Raw genomic sequence first — 18657 nt, 5'->3', positions numbered from 1 at the left:
TAACACGTTAAGATTAATACAAATTTTGACGTGTTATTTTATATTTTCTGTTAATAATGATGAAATTAGAAAATTTATTACCATATTATGAAAAAAGCTATGAAAAACTTGTCAAATTAGGTATACTAAAAATGCATGTTAAATTGGGGGGATTTTATTTGGGAATAAATTACTTAACGGTTTTAGTATTAAGCAGTGATTCAATAATAGAAAAAAACTTAATAGAAATCTTTAAAGAAAATAAAGAAAAAGCCCATATTATTACTGTAAATAGTTTATTGGCATTGACAGTTAATGATATTAACCCTGATATAATAATTATGGATGAGGGCTCTTTTGATTTGCAAAGAGAGAGGATTAATTTTATTAAGAGCAAAAATAGTTTAGGAACATATGAAGTTATAGGAGTCTTAAAATTATCTAATGTTGATGAATTTAATAAATTAACAGAATTAGGTGTTAAGGAGGTTATTTTTCAGCCTTACACCATCGAAGAGATTTATGTAAGAGTCAAGATTCTAAGCCAGTATATTTCTATGAAAAATGAATGTAAGTTAAAAGCTATGCAGCTTAAAGCTTTAATGAACAATATACCTTATATGACATGGATAAAAGATGAAGAAAGCAGATATATTCATGTGAATAAAAAGTTTGAGAAAATATGTGGAAAAAGTGCAGAAGTCATTGAAGGCCAAACAGATGCATTTGTATGGGGGAGTAAATTAAATAATAAACATAGAGATGAAGATGTTAAGGTTATGGAAATTGGTAAGCAGTTAATTTCAGAGATTGCTGTTCCAGATACAGATGGTAAAACACAATTGTGTATTTATAAATCTCCAGTTATAGATGAAAATGGACGCGTAAGTGGAACAATAGGTATTGCATCAGATATTACAGAAGTAAAGCATATGGAAGCTGAACTAGATATTATTATTGAAAATATACCATTTGGAGTGTGTGTTAAGGATATAAATGGTAAAATTGTCAATTTAAATAAACAGTTTCTAGAATATTATGATATAAAAAAGCAAGACATAATAGGAAATGATGGACGTGAAGTCTTAAGTAAAGAATGTTATGATTTATTTAAGGAAGAAGATAATGAAGTAATTGAAGGCAAATGTGGTAAGATTTTTGAAAGAAAAGTTAAAATTAAAGATAAGTATAGAATTATGGAAGTACATAAGGAACCAATAATTGATAATTTTCAAAGAGTTATAGGAATTGTTGTGTTAATAAGAGATGTAACTAAGCTAATGCAATATCAAGAAAAGATTGAAAGACTTGCATATACTGATCAGCTAACTGGATTAGATAATAGAAGAAGTCTGTATGAACATATTAATAATGGAGATAAGGATAGTGAAAAGTGCTTAACTATTTTACTAGTTGATCTTGATAATTTTAAGAGATTAAATGACAGCTTAGGACATTGGTACGGAGATGAGGCATTAGTAAAAATATCTCAAAGAATTAAAGTGGCTTGTGGAGACGCATTTGTTGCAAGAACAGGTGGGGATGAGTTTGTAATTATTTTTGAAGGAGTTCTATCAGAAGAGAATCTGATGAGAAAGATAAGTGAGGTCTTAAAAGCTGCTAATGTAGAGTTTGTTTATGAAGATAAAATAAATCTTGTTTCTGCCAGCATAGGAGTTGTTAGAAGTTGTACTAGAAACCAAGATATTGAAAAAATTTTAACAAAAGGGTTCTTAGCGTTATATAAGGCGAAGGAGCAAGGTAAAAATCAATATATAATGTATACTGAAGAATTGGAGGCAGAAAGAAAATTTAATCAAGAAATTGAAACTGCACTAAGGGAAAGTATAAATAATGAGGAAGTAAAGGTTTATTTTAAGCCACAGTATGGAAAAGATAAAATAAGTGGAGATAATGTTTTGTTAGGATTTGAAGCTCTTTTTAGGTGGAATAATGATAAGTACAAGCATATGCCTGTAATTGATGTAATTAGAACTATCGAAAGATTAAATATTATAGATGTAATTGAAGAATATATAATGGTTGAATCTTTTAAATTTGCAAAAAAGATAAATGAGAACCGTATGGAAAAGATTATAGTTTCTATAAATGTATCTGCCCTCCAAATAATGGAAAGTGACTTTGTTGATAAGGTTAAAAATATTATTGATGAGGTTGGAGTTGATCCAGAAACTATAGGTGTTGAGATAACTGAAACAGTTTTACTTGAAAATTTGGATGAAAATATTTATAAAATAAATGCTTTGAAGAATTTGGGAATGAAGGTTGCCTTAGATGACTTTGGAACAGGATACTCATCTTTAAGTTATTTAGTAAAGCTACCACTATCCCATGTTAAGATTGATAAAAGTTTTATAAGTAATATGAGCAATGGATTTGAATATATAAAGTTAATTGGATTAATCACTGAAGCTACCCATTCTTTAGGATTAAAGGTGGTGGCCGAAGGGGTAGAGAAATATGATGAGTTAATAATATTAGAAGGTATGGGGATAGACTTTATACAGGGATATCTTTATTCTAAACCATTACCGAAAGCAGAGGCTGAACAGCTTGCATTTAAAAGTAAATAATAATTTAATTAAGAAACTCCTTAGGAAAAAGCCTAAGGAGTTTTGTGTTAGAAAATATTAGTTGAAAGATTGGTAGAAAGAGCCTTGTTTATTAATTAAACTGTCAATTTCGATAAAGGGTATTTTAAAGGTTACAAAGCCAGAAGCATAAGGAGCAATATCGTAAGGTGTAAAGTAGATAAATAGATTATCTTTATCTACATAGAAGGTTTGATTTTCTTCAATTCCTTTAAAGCCATCAGGATAAACATACTCATATTGAGGGTCAGTTTTAATCATATTTGAAATGATATCGTTAATATATTTTGTCCAGTAAATACCATCCTTGAATAAGTCACTTAGAGTATAGAATTCACCAGTTTTTAAGTTTATATTAGGAGTTTTTCGTGTTGTCATTCCATGGGCGGCGCCAAAAGGATAGTTATAAATGTTTATTTCTGGAATGAATAAGTGTTTTTCAAAGAAAAGTATACTAAAATTTCCATACTTATCATAATCTAAAACTGTTGATTCATTAATTTTTTCTAAGTCTGATAACTCTCTTAATTTTGCATTTATTTGTATTGCAATATTAAGAGGGGTAACCCCTTGTATTTGAGGATAGTAAATTAAGTAATTTACGTTAGGTTTATATTTTACTATTAAAACAGAATATAGATCATCTAGTGGGATAATCTGGTTAGGTTCATAGATAATATCACCATTCGTTTTCAAATACATTGGCCAATAATCGGTGTCAGCATAAACTATACCACATTTTATTGAAAGGGTACCTGTACCCTCTACGATAGGGAGGTATTTAATCCTTATACCTCTTAAATCAATGAAAAATGTGTATTTTAAGTCTGAAGCAGAAGCTATGGAATTATTATATTTACTAATGTTTTTAAATACAAAGTTAGTTAAGATAATGCCTTTTTTATTTCCTAAGGCATACAGGTTATTCATAAATAAGCTGTTTTCACTTCTAGGGATACCAAGTGCAAAGTGTCCATCACTTAAATATTGGATGTCGTTATAAGTATATGGATATATAGGCAGGTTAGTCACAGTTACTGCACCATATTTACCTAGATAATTAGGGGATATACTAGCGATTATATAATCATCAACAACGGGAGATGCCGTGGTGTATTTAGGAGGGACTATAACGTGGCCATCAAGATCAACATAGCCTATTAAATCATTTTCAGTTTCTGAAAAGGTAAGATAATTGTCATTGAAATTCCCCATAGATTTATATGGGAACATGGTTTTTACAATTCCTTTTTTATCTATAATTTCATAGGTGCCAGTGGGTGTTTTAACTAATGCATAACCATTATTGAAGGAGAAAGCTTGGCTAAAGGATATAGGAATAACCTCTTTTCCACTTTTATCAATATATCCATAAAGGGGAGTTTCATTATCTTTGTTTATTGAAACTACAGCAAGACCTTCACTAAAATTATTAATAAAGCTATAGTTGTTAGTTGGAATAATGACACCGTGCTCATCCATTATTCCAGTAGTCCCATTTTGTGTAAATACAGCAACTTCATCTTCAAAGTTATTAATGTAATTATATATTGGTTTAACAACATAGTTGCCAGATGAATCTATAAGTCCCCATAGGTCATCCATGCTTACGATAGCAGTCCCACTTTTAGTGAAGTCCATGGCACTAGTATATTGGGGTTTAATAATAAAATTTCCTGTTGAGTTAATGTAACCATATAGAGTACCTTTTTTAGTATTAACCATGGCAGGAAAAAGATTAACAGAACAGGTATATTCTTTTAACATAATATTTCTCCAATAAGCATTTATTATTAGTGTATTATTTATGCATAGATATTGTTCAAGTAAGAATTTGTTTATGTTTTTGTACTTAAAATGTTAACAGGTTACTAAAAAGTTATTTATTGAAAAGTGGTATTCTTATTGTTATATTAAAGCTATAAATTTTATAATAATAAATTTTAGTTAATAAATTTTACAAATAAACTACAGGAGGTTTATATGGAATACATTTTATTGTTTTTAGAAGGTATTATCACCTTTATATCACCTTGTATTCTTCCAATGCTACCAATATATATTTCTTATTTTGCAGGTGGAGATTATGCTGACGGAGAAAATAGAGGAAGTACTTTGAAGAATTCTATAGGCTTTGTTATAGGTTTTACAATTGTATTCACACTCTTAGGAACTGTGGCAGGAACTTTAGGGAACTTTATCAAAGAGTATTATAATGTTCTCAATATAATTGGAGGAGTAATAATTGTTATATTTGGACTAAATTATATAGGTCTATTCAAAATAGGGTTTTTAGAAAGATCTTATAAAATGGACATAGAAGTAAATCCCATTAAGTTTTTATCTGCTATAGTGTTTGGTATGGTATTTGCAGTAGGATGGACTCCGTGTGTAGGTACATTTCTTGGCTCAGCCTTAATGATTGCAGCAAATAGTCAAAATATAATTAAGGGAGCATCTATGTTACTTGTGTATAGTATAGGGCTTGGTATTCCATTTATAATTTCAGCAGTTCTTATAGGACAACTGAAGGAAACAATGAATTTTATAAAGAAAAATTATAAAATAATTAATTTTATTTCTGGAATAATTCTTATTGCTATTGGTATAGCAATGATGACGGGATATTTAAATAGAATTTTATCAATATTAAGTTCATAGGAGGAGTTATGAAAAATAAAAAATTAATTTTAGGCATAGCTGGTTTTGCAGTATTTTTAGGCTTGGTATATGCAGCTTATAATGGGTTAACAGAGGAATACAAGGATCAAATTAATGGCTCGGGCAATAGTGCAGTACCAAATAATGATGAAGGCAGTTCAAGTGAAAAGCAGAAGAATAAGGCTCCAGATTTTACAGTGTATGATGAGGATATGAATGAAGTTAAGCTGTCTGATTTTGAAGGTACACCTGTTGTGCTGAACTTTTGGGCTACCTGGTGTGGATATTGTAAAGATGAAATGCCTTATTTCCAAAAGGCTTCAGAAAACTTCAGTGAAGAGCAAGTGAAGATTCTGATGATAAATATGACTGATGGAAGAAGCGAAACAAAGGAAAAAGCCATTGAATATATGAAGAATAATAATTATAAAATAAACCTGCTTCTAGACATTGATCAAGAGGTAGCAAATGGGTATAGAGTTTCAGGGATCCCAAGGACTATTTTTATTGATAAAGATGGATATATAAGAGAAGATAAGGTTGGTAAAATTGATGCTGATACTTTAAATACCATGATTGAGGAGTTAGTCAATGAATAAAATTAATTGGAACAAAATATCTAACTGGTTATTTTATATGGGAATACTTACTGGAGGCCTTGGTTACTATAAAATATATAAAGTTAAGTCAGCATTGCCACCAGGGGTATGTCCTGTAAATGATAATAGGTGGATGCTATTTTTAGGGATTTTCATATTGTTTGCTTCTGTAGTAACAGCATATATAAATGACTTAAAAATTAAAAAGCATAAGGTTGAGAGTTAAAAAAAGATAGGTAGTTCTACATTTTAAGTTAATAATGGAGAAGGAACTTAAATTATAGATAAAGTACTTTATCTATAATTTTTTTGCGAGTGTAGTTAAAAAAAACACAAAAGAATACTAAGACATTTAGAGAAAATTATATTTTTTTATCACAAAGCAAGTAAAATAAACAAATCAATAGAAATAATATTTATATTTTTCAAAAAAACTATTTACATACCTTTGAAAGAGTGTTAAAATTATAACATAGGTAAGATACTTTTGTTACAACATTTTAAGCAAAATTAATAACACAATAAAACAGTGCCAATATGTAAGCGTTGGTACTGTTTTATTGTGTTATTTTTATTTTATATATAATAGGAATGAGATATATTTAAAGAATTTTTTCAATATGGTATAATGTTACTAAATCAAAAATTAGAAAATTCAGTGGGAAACTTTTTGCTTAAAATTATAAGGTTAGGGAGTAATAAGTTTTAAACCAAAGAAAATCAACTAATACAGTAATGAGGGACTTGATATGGAAAACTATATAACTAAAGTTGAAGGTTTTTATTATGATGGAAATGGCTGTTATGAAGAAGATAGTGTAGTAGATAAGTACAAAAAATCAATAGATTCTGCAATCCAGGAGATAATAAATAGTGATAAGCGTCTTGTGTTTGCTAATGTAGCTAAGGAAGCAGAGGTTACTAATATTACAGTATATAAGTATCCAGAATTAAGGACTTACATTCTTAAAGAGATAGAATTTCAAAAGCAGCTTCAAGTTATAAACGAAAAAATCGAAAAAGCAGTGAATAGATTGAAGAAAAGCAAGAAAAAAGTTACCTTTGTAGCACTTATGAATAGTTGTAATTTTGACTTTGATGATATGGCAAGAAATGTATATATAAAAGCTAGAGTCAGAGAGACCGTAATTCAAAATGTTAAGTGTAGAAAGAAACCTCGAATTAGCAGTAAAGCTAAAGAAAAAATTAAATAGGTAAAGTGGAGTAGTGGGAAGTTTGGCAAAGAGTTTAGTGTGTATAAGAAAGAAATTCCAAAGTAATTTTAGTTAGTATTCTAAATTTTACATTTAAAAATGGAGGTATGTTATGATGGATAAAATTAAAACTCGTGATGAGATTGATGAAAAGTATAAGTGGAAAGTTGATAAGATGTATTCATCAGATGAAATCTGGGAAGAAGATTTTAAAGCAATTAAGGAACATGTTTCTGGACTGCTTAAGTTTAAAGGGAAATTGCACATTGGAAGTGAGCTTTTAAATTATCTTGTAACTTATGAAGAGCTTCTTGGGTTATATGAGAATTTAATGGTATATGCTCATTTAAAGAGTGATGAAGATAAGTCAAATTCAAAATATCAAGTTATGATGGATAAAATAGCTACTTTTGGAGCTGAGTTTAGTGGGACTTCATCCTTCTTTTTACCAGAGCTTTTATCCTTAGAAGAATCGGAAGTACAAGAATCGATTAACTTAACAGAAGGTTTAAAGCACTATGAAAAATATATAAAAAATATATTTGAAAGTAAACCTCATGTTTTAAGTGAAGCTGAAGAAAATATTTTAGCTCAGGTTAGTGATTGTTTAAGTGCTCCAAGTAACATATACACAATGTTTACTAATGCAGATATGACCTTCCCTAAAATTAAAAATGAAGATGGTGTAGAGGTTGAATTAACTGATTCAAACTATAGTACATTTATTACAAGTAAAGATAGAAGAGTGAGGAAAGAGGCTTTTAAAGCCTTATTTGGAACCTATAAAAAATTTGAAAATACAATTTCAACATCTTACACTGCATCAGTAAAAAATAACATATTTGAATCTAAGATAAGAAAATATGAATCTTGTTTAGAAGCATCTTTAAAGCCAAATAAGATTCCAGTTGAAGTGTATAAGAATGTAGTAAATACTATAAATAATAGAATTGGTTCACTTCATAAATATGTTGATTTAAAGAAAAAACTTCTTGGAGTAAATGAAATACATATGTATGATTTATATGTGCCAATTATTGATACTCCTAAGTTTAATATTCAATTTGAAGAAGGAGTTAAGCTTTGCGAGGCGGCATTAAAACCTATGGGGGAAGAGTATATTAGTATATTCTCTGAAGGGGTTAAAGATGGTTGGATAGATGTTTATCCTAATAAAGGTAAGAGAGGTGGAGCATACTCAAGTGGAAGCTATACTTCAATGCCTTATATCCTATTAAATTATAATAATCAGGTTGGGGATGTATCTACTTTGATTCATGAGATGGGTCATAGCATTCATTCATATTATTCAAGAAAAAATCAATCCTATACCTATGCAGATTATGTTTTATTCTGTGCTGAGGTTGCTTCAACCACTAATGAGTGTCTTCTAATGGATTACTTAATAAAAAATGAAGATGAAAAATTAAAGAGATTATATTTAATAAATCAACAATTAGAAGGAATCAGGACTACAGTCTTCAGACAAACTATGTTTGCAGAGTTTGAGTTAATTGTTCATGAAAAGATGGAAGCTGGAGAAGCTCTGTCAAGTGATGATTTAAATTCTATCTATCATGAGTTAAATGTAAAATATTTTGGAAAGGCAATGGTTGTAGATAGTGAAATTGATATTGAGTGGGCAAGAATTCCACACTTCTATAGAGATTTCTATGTTTATCAATATGTAACTGGATTTGCAGCAGCAAACTCTTTCTATAACAAAATTTTAACTGGTGGTGAGGAAGCAGTAGAAAAATACAAGGGCTTCTTAAAGGCAGGATGTAGTGATTATCCAATTGAGATTCTTAAAGCTGCAGGTGTAGATATGACTACTCCAAAGCCACTTGAGGATACAATTGATAGGTTTGATGAACTTTTAGAAATGCTTGAAAGAGAAATAAATAAATAGAAATTTAAAGAATCATACATTAGTCGTGAGGATTACGGTGGATGTGTGGTTCTTTTTTAGTGATTTTATTAAGTGGTTGTTAATTAATTTGAACAAAAGGTATAAAAGGTATATATTAAAGTAAAATAAGAGGTAATAATTATATAGATAATATAAATTTTATTGTGAAAAACATCCATATTTGATGGTTATAGAATATTAAAAATAGGAGGATTAAAGATGAAACATAAATATGAAAAGAAGTCAAAGGAAGAGCTAAAGGAAATTCTTACAGAGGAGCAGTATAGAGTTACTCAAGAAAATGGTACAGAAAGACCTTATACAAATGAGTATGATGAACATTTTGAAGAAGGTATTTATGTTGATATAACCACTGGTGAGCCACTATTTTCTTCAAAGGATAAATTTAATTCAGGATGTGGATGGCCAGCTTTTACAAAGCCAATAGATAGAAGCTTAATAAGGGAAAAAGTTGATAAAAGTTATGGAATGGTTAGAACAGAAGTTAGAAGTAATATAGGCGATGCTCATTTAGGACATGTGTTTTGTGATGGTCCTGAAAGTCATGGTGGTCTTAGATATTGTATAAATTCAGCATCATTAAAATTCATACCAAAGAATAAACTAATAGAAGAGGGATATAGTTATATCTTAGAACAATGGGAAAAGAAATAGATAAATTCCATTGTGTCTTTTAGCTTGATATTATGGGGTGTGGTGTATGAATAATTGTGAAGGAAACATGGCAAAAAAAACTGTTGATAATTTTCTATTTAATATAAAAACATCTTTGATTTTTGAAATGCTATATAAACTAGTTATTTGGTTTATTTTTGTACCAATTAATTATTATATTTTAAATAGATTTTTAAGTGAAATTGGAGTAGACAATATAACTAATAAACAAATTATAAAGTTTGGTTTGAGTTATCAAGGAGCACTATATATGGCAATAATGATGAGTATTGCTTTTATAGCAGTATTTATAGAAATTAGTGTGCTTACGTATATATCCAAAAGGTCACACGATAAAAAAAGAGCAAGCATAATTGAAGGTTTAATAAGTTCAATAAGACTATTTAAGAAGCTTCCCAGTTTATACTCAGTTGGAATTATTGTGATTTCTACAATAATAGGTCCCCTTGCAGGTGTTGGATTGTATAACGCACTAATAAAGAGTTTATCTATTCCAGACTATGTGAAATATCAGCTTTCGAAACATTCAGGATGGCAGTTTATGTTAGTAATAGGAGTTATACTTTTTGTTATAATTCTTGTAAGATGGATATTAGTGATACCATCATTAGTTATAGAAGATGTTTCCGTAAAAGTAGCATTTAAGCATAGTTATGCATTATATAAGAGGAATAATATTAAATTTTTTATTTATATTATTTGTTGGGTAATTGTGAATTATGGATTAAGGATATTTTTATTAGGAGGCTGCGTTGGAACTGGTTTATTTTTTATAGCATTATCTGAAGGAAGCTTAATGATTCAAGAGATTATTAGTAATTCAAGTTTAATTATATTTTTTATTGGATATGTTATTATTTCAATTATATCATTGCCAATATTTTTTTCATTTATAGTGGAAGTGTATTATAAATATAAATTTTATCATGTAAAGGAACGTGTATTTACTGCACAAGATTACATTGAAGGAAAGAAATCTTTTAGTTTAGTAAAGAAAAATAGGGAAAGGTGTATGGTATTAATCTTAGTAGTGTTTGTATTTATTACAGGCAGTAGAGGGTTATCTATTGTTTTTAATAAGGTTGTGGATAAAGAGGTTCAAATTACAGCACATAGGGGGAGCTCATTAAAGGCACCTGAAAATAGTATTTCAGCTGTTGTAGAAGCAATTATTGAAGGTTCTGATTATGTTGAGGTAGATGTAATGACAACACTAGATGATGAAGTTGTGTTATTTCATGATAATACATTAAGGCGATTTACTGGCTCTAGCAAATCTATTAAAAAGCTTACCCTTGAGCAGGTACAGCAAATTGATATAGGTTCAAAGTTTAGTGATAAGTATAAGGGGGAAACTATTCCAACCTTGGAGGCGGTGCTTCAATTATCAATGAACAATGTTAAACTAAATATAGAGTTAAAGCCGAGGAAAAAAAATGATAAATTAGCTGAACTGGTAGCTAATATGATAACAGAGTATGAGCTTGAGGATCGAGTTATAATTTCATCACAAAGCTATGAGAGTTTACAAACTGTAAAGGAAATTAATCCACTTATAGATGTTGGGCTAATTGTAACTTTTGGCATTGGTGATTTCTCTAAAATGAATGTAGATTTTATTTCAGTTGGATATGAAATGGCAAAAGAAGAACTTATTTATACTATGCATGCTCTCGATAAGGAAGTTCATGTATGGACCATAAATGATAAAAAGAAGGCTGAAAATGCTATTAAAATGGGTGTAGACAATATTATATCGGATAATGTTGGGATGGTTCAAAGGACTAAAACTTCACTCCATGAAAGTGATGATGTAAATTATGTAACTAGATTTTTAGATGGAATTACGTCTATAATGAAGCATGTTAAAATATAAAGAGTAATATGAGTATATAAATTTATAAATAAGGAGAAACGATGTTTTGGTTTACTAATGAAAATAAAAGTATAAAACCTAAAGAGTTGACAAAAGAACAAGAAGTTGAAGCTTTGGTATGGAAGTTTTTTATGGAGAAGCTTCCAAGGCTTGGGTTTGAACAGCGAGAAGGGCAGGAGGATATGGCCTTAGATATTTGCAATGCAATATCAGAGAGGCAACATACAGTTATTGAAGCAGGTGTTGGTATTGGAAAATCCTATGCATATATAGTTCCCTTATTATATTATAATAAGATTTTTCATAAACCTGTTATTATCGCTACATCAACTATAGCATTACAAGAACAGTTGATAGAAGATATAAAAAGGGTTTCATCCTATATAAACTACAGACCTGAAGTAGTTTTGGCAAAAGGAATGACACATTTTGCTTGTAAAAGGAGAGCAGATGAAGTTTTAAAACCTAAAGTTCAAAAGGGGTTAGATGAAGACGCTGAAACGCTATATAGATATATTTATGGTGGGAAAGTTGATAGAAGATATATTTCAATGGATATAAGTGAAGAGTTATGGAGCAGTGTTAATGTTGAAATGACTGATCATAATAGGTGTAAGCATTTTAAAAGCTGTAGATTTATGGAGCTGAGGAAGGATATGCTTACTACAGAGGGGGTAATACTATGCAATCAGGACTTATTAACAGTACATCTTCAAAAGCTTAGAAGAGGACAAAGAGGATTATTAAATCCAGAAGCTGATCTGATTGTTATTGATGAGGCTCATAATTTAGAAGAAAAGGTTAGAACTTCACTTATTGAAAGCTTTACTAAAGAAAGTATACGAAGTATTGTGATGGAAGCTAAAAATGGTATAAAGGAACCTTCCTTAAGAGAGCATATTTATGAAAAAATTAAAGAGTTAATGGGGCTTTTAAATCAAGTATTTAAGGAACTAAATATCCAAATCGATTATCAGCTTCAGAAGAGTGACAATACAGAGGATATGGAAAAATTCTTTGTGAATCTTTATGATATCAGAGGACCAATAGGAAAGGCTGAAGGGGTTGTAAAGTATATATATAATAGATTGAAAGGAAATGGAGATAACTTTATACCAGATGATATCATGGATGAAATAGATAATTTAAAGGTGTTTCTTAAAGAAATGAATACTCCTAAGAGCAATTATTTATTCTGGTTAGAGAAGGAGAGGCATATTAGAATATTTGCATGTCCTAAAAATATGGATAGTGAAATTAAGTCTTTATATTTCGATAAACTGAAAACAACAATTCTAACTTCCGCAACTATTGCAGATAAACATGAAGGAAGTGAAGAAGAGATTTATGAGTATTTTATACGGAGCACTGGATTCCCGGTAAAGGATGGTTTTTTATCATCACCAAAGGAATCGCCCTTTCCATATAATAAAAATGCAATGATATATTATGCTGAAAATATGCCTCATCCAGTTAAAGAACGTGAATTGTTTATAAAAGCTGGAGCCGATGAAATTGAGAAGCTTATTAAAATTACTGAAGGAAGAGCATTAATATTATTTACTGCTAAAAGTGATTTGAAGTCTGTTTACGAAATTCTTAAAGAGCGTAACTTAGGCTATGTACTTTTAAGGCAAAGAGCATCTTCATCACAAGATGAATTATTACATCAGTTTAAAGAAAATGAAAAATCTATTCTTTTAGCAACGGGAACCTTTTGGGAAGGGATTGATGTACCAGGGAAGGCCTTATCAAATGTTATAATTTTCAAGCTTCCATTTCCAGTACCTGATCCTATAATAGAGTATAAGAGAAATAATTGTGAGGATTTCCTCATGGAAGTAAGTGTTCCTTTAATGATAGTCAAACTTAGACAGGGAGTAGGAAGGCTTATTAGAAAGCAGGATGATAAAGGTATTGTAGCAATTTTAGACCCAAGAGTAAGTGATGGAGTTAAAAGAAGATATAAGGAAGTAGTATTTAATTCTCTTCCAATAAAAAGAAAAACCAATGATATAGAAAAGATTGAAGGATTTTGGGGTAAGATAAAATAGTATTAATAATGAAAACAAATCACATGTGAGCTTTAATTGCCATGTGATTTGTTTTTTTTTTATTTTATTATTTTAATTATGCCTTTTTTACGGGGTGGAGCTTTAGGGATCTTAGTGCCATATCCAAGGGCTGCACATCCCCATACTATGTGTTCTTCAGGAATTTGAAAGGAATTTAAAAGTGTTCTTATTTTGGGAGTATCACAAACGTTATTTAGTTGATTAATCCAACAAGAGCCAATATTCAATGAGGTTGCAGCTATAAGAATGTTTTCTAGGGCAGCTGCACAATCAAGATTCCCAGTTTTACTGTTCCTGTCAGAAGAAATTATTATTAAGGTAGGAGCACCATGAAAATTGTATTGAAAATCTCTTTTCATATTTAGCTCTAATTTTATATCATCAGCAAGTTCTTTTAATAGGTTAGGATTTTGAACGACAGTGAAGTTCCATGTTTGCTGATTTCTTCCGCTTGGTGCATAAGCTGCAGCATGTAGAATTAAAGCTAAATCCTCATCAGAAATTTGTTTATTGGTAAATTCCCTTATACTTCTTCTTGTGTAAAGGGTTTTTAATGTCTCATTCATACTTTATACCTCCTTCATATATGTCCTATTAAAATTATAGTATTAATGAATAGAAATTTACAATGGAATAGATTGAAATATTAATTTTATTTTGAAGATATTAAAAAGAAGTTTGTATAAGATTATTAGCTATAAAGAAAAAGTGAACAAATGATAATTATATGTGATGAAATCACAGAATAAAATAATAGGTTAAGTTAAAATTATATAAAAGGATGAAATTATTATATTAATATATATTGAAAAGGAGAAAGGGATATGGATATCGGTAATAAAAAAGTTATTATTGTTGGAGGTGTTGCAGGGGGAGCATCTACAGCAGCAAGACTAAGAAGACTAAATGAAAATGCTGAAATAGTAATGTTTGAAAAAGGAGAGTATATCGCTTTTGCAAACTGTGGACTTCCATATTATATTGGGGGTGTAATAAAGGAAAGAGAAAACTTACTGGTTCAAACTGTAGAGCAGATGTCTAAAAAATTTAACATGGATATTAGAAATTTTAGTGAAGTAATAAAAATAGATAGGGATAATAAAAAAGTTGTAGTTAAAAACCACTTAACTGAAGAGATATATGAGGAAGACTATGATGTTTTAGTTTTATCACCAGGGGCACAGCCAATAAAACCACCAATTAAAGGGATTGAGGATGCTGAAAATTTATTTACCTTAAGAAATATACCGGATACAGATAAGATAAAAAGCTATGTTGATACTAAAGATATTAAGCATGCAACTGTAATAGGTGGAGGTTTTATTGGTCTTGAAATGGCTGAAAATCTTCATAAAAGGGGGATAAAAGTAACTTTAGTCGAAGCAAGCAGCCAGGTGATGGCGCCATTAGATGAAGAAATGGTTAGTGTTATACATGATCATTTGATAGAAAAAAAGGTTGAATTAATTTTAAATGATGGTGTAGCAGCTTTTGAAAATAAGGGGCATAAGGTGATTTTAAGTAGCGGCAGAGAAGTAGTTACAGATATGATTATCTTATCAATAGGAGTTAAACCGGAGACAGCAATAGCAAAAGAGGCAGGGTTAAAGCTTAACGAAAGAGGGGCTATTGTTGTTGATAAATTCATGAAAACTTCAGAGCCAAGTATATATGCCCTTGGTGATGCTGCTGAAGTTCAGGATTTTGTCAATAAACAGCAAACCATGATTCCGTTGGCATGGCCTGCAAACAGACAGGGAAGGATAGTTGCAGATAATATTTCAGGAAGAAAAACAGCGTATAAAGGAACTTTAGGTTCATCTGTAGCTAAAGTTTTTGATTATACCGTTGCCACAACTGGTAATAACGAGAAGACTTTGAAAAAGCTCGGGTTAGAGTATCAGGCAATTCATATTCATCCCAATTCTCATGCTGGTTATTATCCTTATGCAAGTCCAATTGCATATAAGTTTCTATTTAATCCTAAAACAGGAACTATCTATGGAGCACAAGGAGTAGGAATAGATGGGGTTGAAAAGAGAATAGATATTATTGCAACAGCAATAAAGGCTGGATTAAAGGCTGATGAACTTCAGGATGTTGAGCCATGTTATGCTCCACCATATAATTCAGCAAAGGATCCAGTTAATATGATGGGATATTATGCGGAAAATATTATGGCGGGATTAGTTAAAACTATTCAGTGGAATGAAGTAGATGAAATAGATAAAGGAGCTTCAGTAATTTTAGATGTAAGAGATGAGATAGAATTAGCTACAGGGGAAATTACGGATTCAGTGAATATTCCTTTGGGCCAACTAAGAAAGAGAATAAATGAAATTCCTAAAAATAAAAAGATATATGTAACTTGTCAGGTTGGTTTAAGAGGATATTTAGCATGCAGAATATTAGAAGCTAATGGATTTGAGTGCTTCAATATAGATGGTGGAGTTAAGACTTACTTATCTGTCAAAAGAGCAGAGCAGAGCATAGAAAGCCAACAGTGTAATAAAGAAATAGGAGATCATGAATCTGCGGTCATGAGCATGGGAGAGGTTGAAATGAAGGATGTAAGTGCAAAGATAACAATAGATGCATGTGGATTACAATGTCCAGGTCCAATAAGAAAAGTATATGAAGAAATTAATAAAATGCAAGAGGGGGAAGTTTTAAAAATAAGTGCTAGTGATCCTGGATTTGGTAAGGATATACGAAGCTGGTGTGAGAAAACAGGCAATACTTTGTTAAAGGGCGAAACCAATGAAGAAAAGGTGTTTGAAGCATTTATTGAGAAGGGGAAAAAAAATAATGCAATAGAAGCAGGCTGTTGTGAAGCTTCTAATGCAGTAGTTGCAGATAAAACAGGAGCTACAATGGTTGTTTTCAGCGGAGACTTAGATAAGGCAATAGCATCCTTTATAATTGCAACAGGTGCTGCATCCATGGGGAAAGAGGTTACGATGTTCTTTACATTCTGGGGATTAAATATTCTTAAGAAAAAAGATAAACCAAAGGTTGAAAAGAAAGCTATGGAAAAGATGTTCGACGTTATGCTTCCAGGACATCCAGGAAAACTGCCACTTTCACAAATGAATATGATGGGAATGGGTTCAGCGATGATTAAAAAGATAATGAAGGACAACAATGTAGATAGTTTAGAGGTTTTAATTGAAAATGCAATTAAAATGGGAGTTAAGGTTGTTGCATGTTCAATGAGTATGGACCTGATGGGAATTAAAAAAGAAGAATTTATTGATGGAGTTGAAATTGGCGGGGTGGCTTCTTATCTAGGAGCTGCAGATGATTCTGGATTAAATTTATTTATATAATTTGAAAGAGGTTTTAAAGGAGATAGTTAAGTTGGGTTAACTATCTCCTTTAAATTTAGCTTAAATAAGTATCCATACTAAAACTAAAGAACTTATAATTTGAACAGCAGCAATATAGAAACAGTATAAAGAAGTTTTTATGCCTTGAGCTAATAAATCTCTAATGAATACTCTCATACCAATTCCAGCTAGGGCAATGATTTCAAAGAAATTACTAAATTCCTTAAATGTATGAGAAAATTCGGTGTTAATAATATTAAAGGAATGAAGGGCACAGGTAATAAAAAATCCAACTATGTACCAAGGGATTTTGATTGCTGATTTATGATGATGGAGTCCGGCAATTTCTGCTTCCACATATTCAATAGCTTTCGCGTTGCTTTTTTCTTTTATAGTAGCTAAAAGAAAAACTATAAAAACTAAAAATATTATTCTGACTATTTTATATATGGTTGCTAAATCTTTTACTTTTTCACTAAGCATATCTCCGCAAGCAACAACCTGACCAACAGATTGAAGAATTCCACCAATAAAGGCAGACCTTTGTTCAACACCATTATTGAAGAAAACAGATGTTAATAAAGGAAGAATGAGCATTAATACGGTCCCAGTAACATTAACCATTGTTATTGAAATACCTTTATCACGGCTATTAGAAAATATAACTGGAGCTGTGGCAGCAATTGCTGAAGAGCCGCAGACTGCGTTTCCGCTAGCCATTAGCAAACTAAAGTCTTGTGAAAAGTGCATTGCTTTTCCAATCATAATAGTGGAAAAAGTAACGATGAGAATTTCAATAATAATAAATCCAAGACCGTTAAATCCAATATGCAGAATTGAGGAGATACTAAGAGTTGCTCCGAGAAAAACTATTGATATTGAAAGTAAGGTATGCTCACAGAATTTTTTTCCTCGATTAAGAATTTCTTTTTGACCGATGGTATTTCCAACTAAGATTCCTATTAGAATAGAGAGTGTTGGGGCACCTAGTTTTGGAATATATATTGCTAAAAGCTTGCTAAGTATGGCAATGCCAACGCAAATCAAGATACCAGGCAAAGTCTTAATTAAATCATTAACAGTAAAGGAAGTTTTTTTACTCATTTTCACACATTCTAACATTAAGTGAATATCTAAATAAGTAATTTGGTTAATATGAACTTAATTATTTTTAGTAAGAGAAAAAGTTTGTAAAATAGGTATATATGAAACTTGTTTAATAAGGATTAAAGAAATAAGTTCATAGTATAGCTTTTGTAGTTAACATAAAATAATTACAAAGAATATGCGGTAAATTATGGCTATTTATAACTGAAGGATAATTAAAGGTATAGGTGGAAGATCCATTAGTGTTGAAAAGAAAAGATGGCATTAGGTGAAGATTTTTCTTTATAGACTGAAAGCGTACCAGATGTAATTGAATTTTTAGGAGTTCGAAATTGAGAAAAGGATGCTTGTTACTAGCTACATCATCCGAAATTTTAAATTGATGAAAGCAATTTAGAGTTAGGACTGTGTTGCATACTCAATATGATTTAGAGTTTCTTAAATAGTTTAAAGGCTGAAGAATAAATTCTTCAGCCTTTATTATTGGAGCGGAAAACGGGATTCGAACCCGCAACGTCCACCTTGGGAAGGTGGCACTCTGCCGTTGAGTCACTTCCGCGAAATATATAAGCATATAATTATAATACAATATTTACC

13 protein-coding genes and 1 tRNA gene are annotated in these 18657 nt (G+C 30.6%); 10 read left to right on the top strand and 4 right to left on the bottom strand.

The genetic code is table 11. The features are described 5' to 3' along the window. Positions 1 to 158: 158 nt before the first annotated feature. Complete coding sequence (locus tag BN1075_RS11060) at positions 159 to 2573, top strand: sensor domain-containing protein (RefSeq protein WP_052406512.1); 2415 nt, start codon at positions 159 to 161, stop codon at positions 2571 to 2573. 57 nt (positions 2574 to 2630) lie between these two features. On the opposite strand, the gene BN1075_RS11055 is transcribed toward BN1075_RS11060, so the two are convergent. Next, the gene (locus tag BN1075_RS11055; protein WP_042387217.1) at positions 2631 to 4358 is read right to left on the bottom strand and encodes a WG repeat-containing protein; all 1728 of its coding nucleotides are present in this window, start codon (positions 4356 to 4358) and stop codon (positions 2631 to 2633) included. Between the two features lie 216 nt (positions 4359 to 4574). On the opposite strand from BN1075_RS11055, the gene BN1075_RS11050 reads away from it, so the two are divergent. The 8 genes from BN1075_RS11050 (at position 4575) to BN1075_RS11015 (ending at position 13603) form a co-directional block, all read left to right on the top strand. Further along, positions 4575 to 5252 (top strand): cytochrome c biogenesis CcdA family protein, encoded by a 678-nt coding sequence (locus tag BN1075_RS11050; RefSeq protein ID WP_040193203.1) that lies wholly within the window; start codon positions 4575 to 4577, stop codon positions 5250 to 5252. Positions 5253 to 5260: 8 nt separating this feature from the next. Then, positions 5261 to 5851 carry a TlpA family protein disulfide reductase gene (locus tag BN1075_RS11045; RefSeq protein WP_040193202.1) on the top strand — a complete coding sequence of 197 codons (591 nt, stop codon included), beginning with the start codon at positions 5261 to 5263 and terminating at the stop codon, positions 5849 to 5851. After that, positions 5844 to 6077 carry a hypothetical protein gene (locus tag BN1075_RS11040; RefSeq protein WP_040193201.1) on the top strand — a complete coding sequence of 78 codons (234 nt, stop codon included), beginning with the start codon at positions 5844 to 5846 and terminating at the stop codon, positions 6075 to 6077. The genes BN1075_RS11045 and BN1075_RS11040 overlap by 8 nt, the downstream gene beginning before the upstream one ends. A 523-nt stretch (positions 6078 to 6600) precedes the next feature. Further along, entirely contained in the window at positions 6601 to 7065 is a 465-nt protein-coding gene (locus tag BN1075_RS11035; protein ID WP_052406511.1) for a hypothetical protein, read from the top strand. Between the two features lie 115 nt (positions 7066 to 7180). After that, a complete protein-coding gene (gene pepF / locus BN1075_RS11030) occupies positions 7181 to 8977 on the top strand; it encodes an oligoendopeptidase F (protein ID WP_040193534.1) in 1797 nt (598 codons plus the stop codon). 219 nt (positions 8978 to 9196) lie between these two features. Further along, positions 9197 to 9652 (top strand): peptide-methionine (R)-S-oxide reductase MsrB, encoded by a 456-nt coding sequence (msrB, locus tag BN1075_RS11025; RefSeq protein ID WP_040193200.1) that lies wholly within the window; start codon positions 9197 to 9199, stop codon positions 9650 to 9652. A 46-nt stretch (positions 9653 to 9698) separates the two neighbouring features. Next, entirely contained in the window at positions 9699 to 11549 is a 1851-nt protein-coding gene (locus BN1075_RS11020) for a glycerophosphodiester phosphodiesterase family protein (RefSeq protein WP_040193199.1), read from the top strand. A gap of 41 nt (positions 11550 to 11590) precedes the next feature. After that, positions 11591 to 13603, top strand: coding sequence for an ATP-dependent DNA helicase (locus tag BN1075_RS11015; RefSeq protein ID WP_052406510.1), 2013 nt, complete (start codon positions 11591 to 11593; stop codon positions 13601 to 13603). 59 nt (positions 13604 to 13662) lie between these two features. On the opposite strand, the gene BN1075_RS11010 is transcribed toward BN1075_RS11015, so the two are convergent. Then, positions 13663 to 14190, bottom strand: coding sequence for a nitroreductase family protein (locus tag BN1075_RS11010; RefSeq protein WP_040193198.1), 528 nt, complete (start codon positions 14188 to 14190; stop codon positions 13663 to 13665). Between the two features lie 258 nt (positions 14191 to 14448). Between BN1075_RS11010 and BN1075_RS11005 the strand changes: the two genes are divergently transcribed. Further along, a complete protein-coding gene (locus BN1075_RS11005) occupies positions 14449 to 16953 on the top strand; it encodes a CoA-disulfide reductase (RefSeq protein WP_040193197.1) in 2505 nt (834 codons plus the stop codon). Between the two features lie 60 nt (positions 16954 to 17013). On the opposite strand, the gene BN1075_RS11000 is transcribed toward BN1075_RS11005, so the two are convergent. Together BN1075_RS11000 and BN1075_RS10995 are read right to left on the bottom strand one after the other, a co-directional pair. Beyond that, a complete protein-coding gene (locus BN1075_RS11000) occupies positions 17014 to 18057 on the bottom strand; it encodes a YeiH family protein (RefSeq protein WP_040193196.1) in 1044 nt (347 codons plus the stop codon). 487 nt (positions 18058 to 18544) lie between these two features. Next, positions 18545 to 18619 (bottom strand) — tRNA-Gly (locus tag BN1075_RS10995). Positions 18620 to 18657 lie beyond the last annotated feature (38 nt).

The sequence above is a fragment of the Clostridium culturomicium genome, assembly GCF_000821305.1.
In the GTDB taxonomy this organism is placed as follows: Bacteria; Bacillota; Clostridia; order Clostridiales; family Clostridiaceae; genus Clostridium_J; species Clostridium_J culturomicium.
This window is presented reverse-complemented; position numbering and strand designations above follow the sequence as displayed.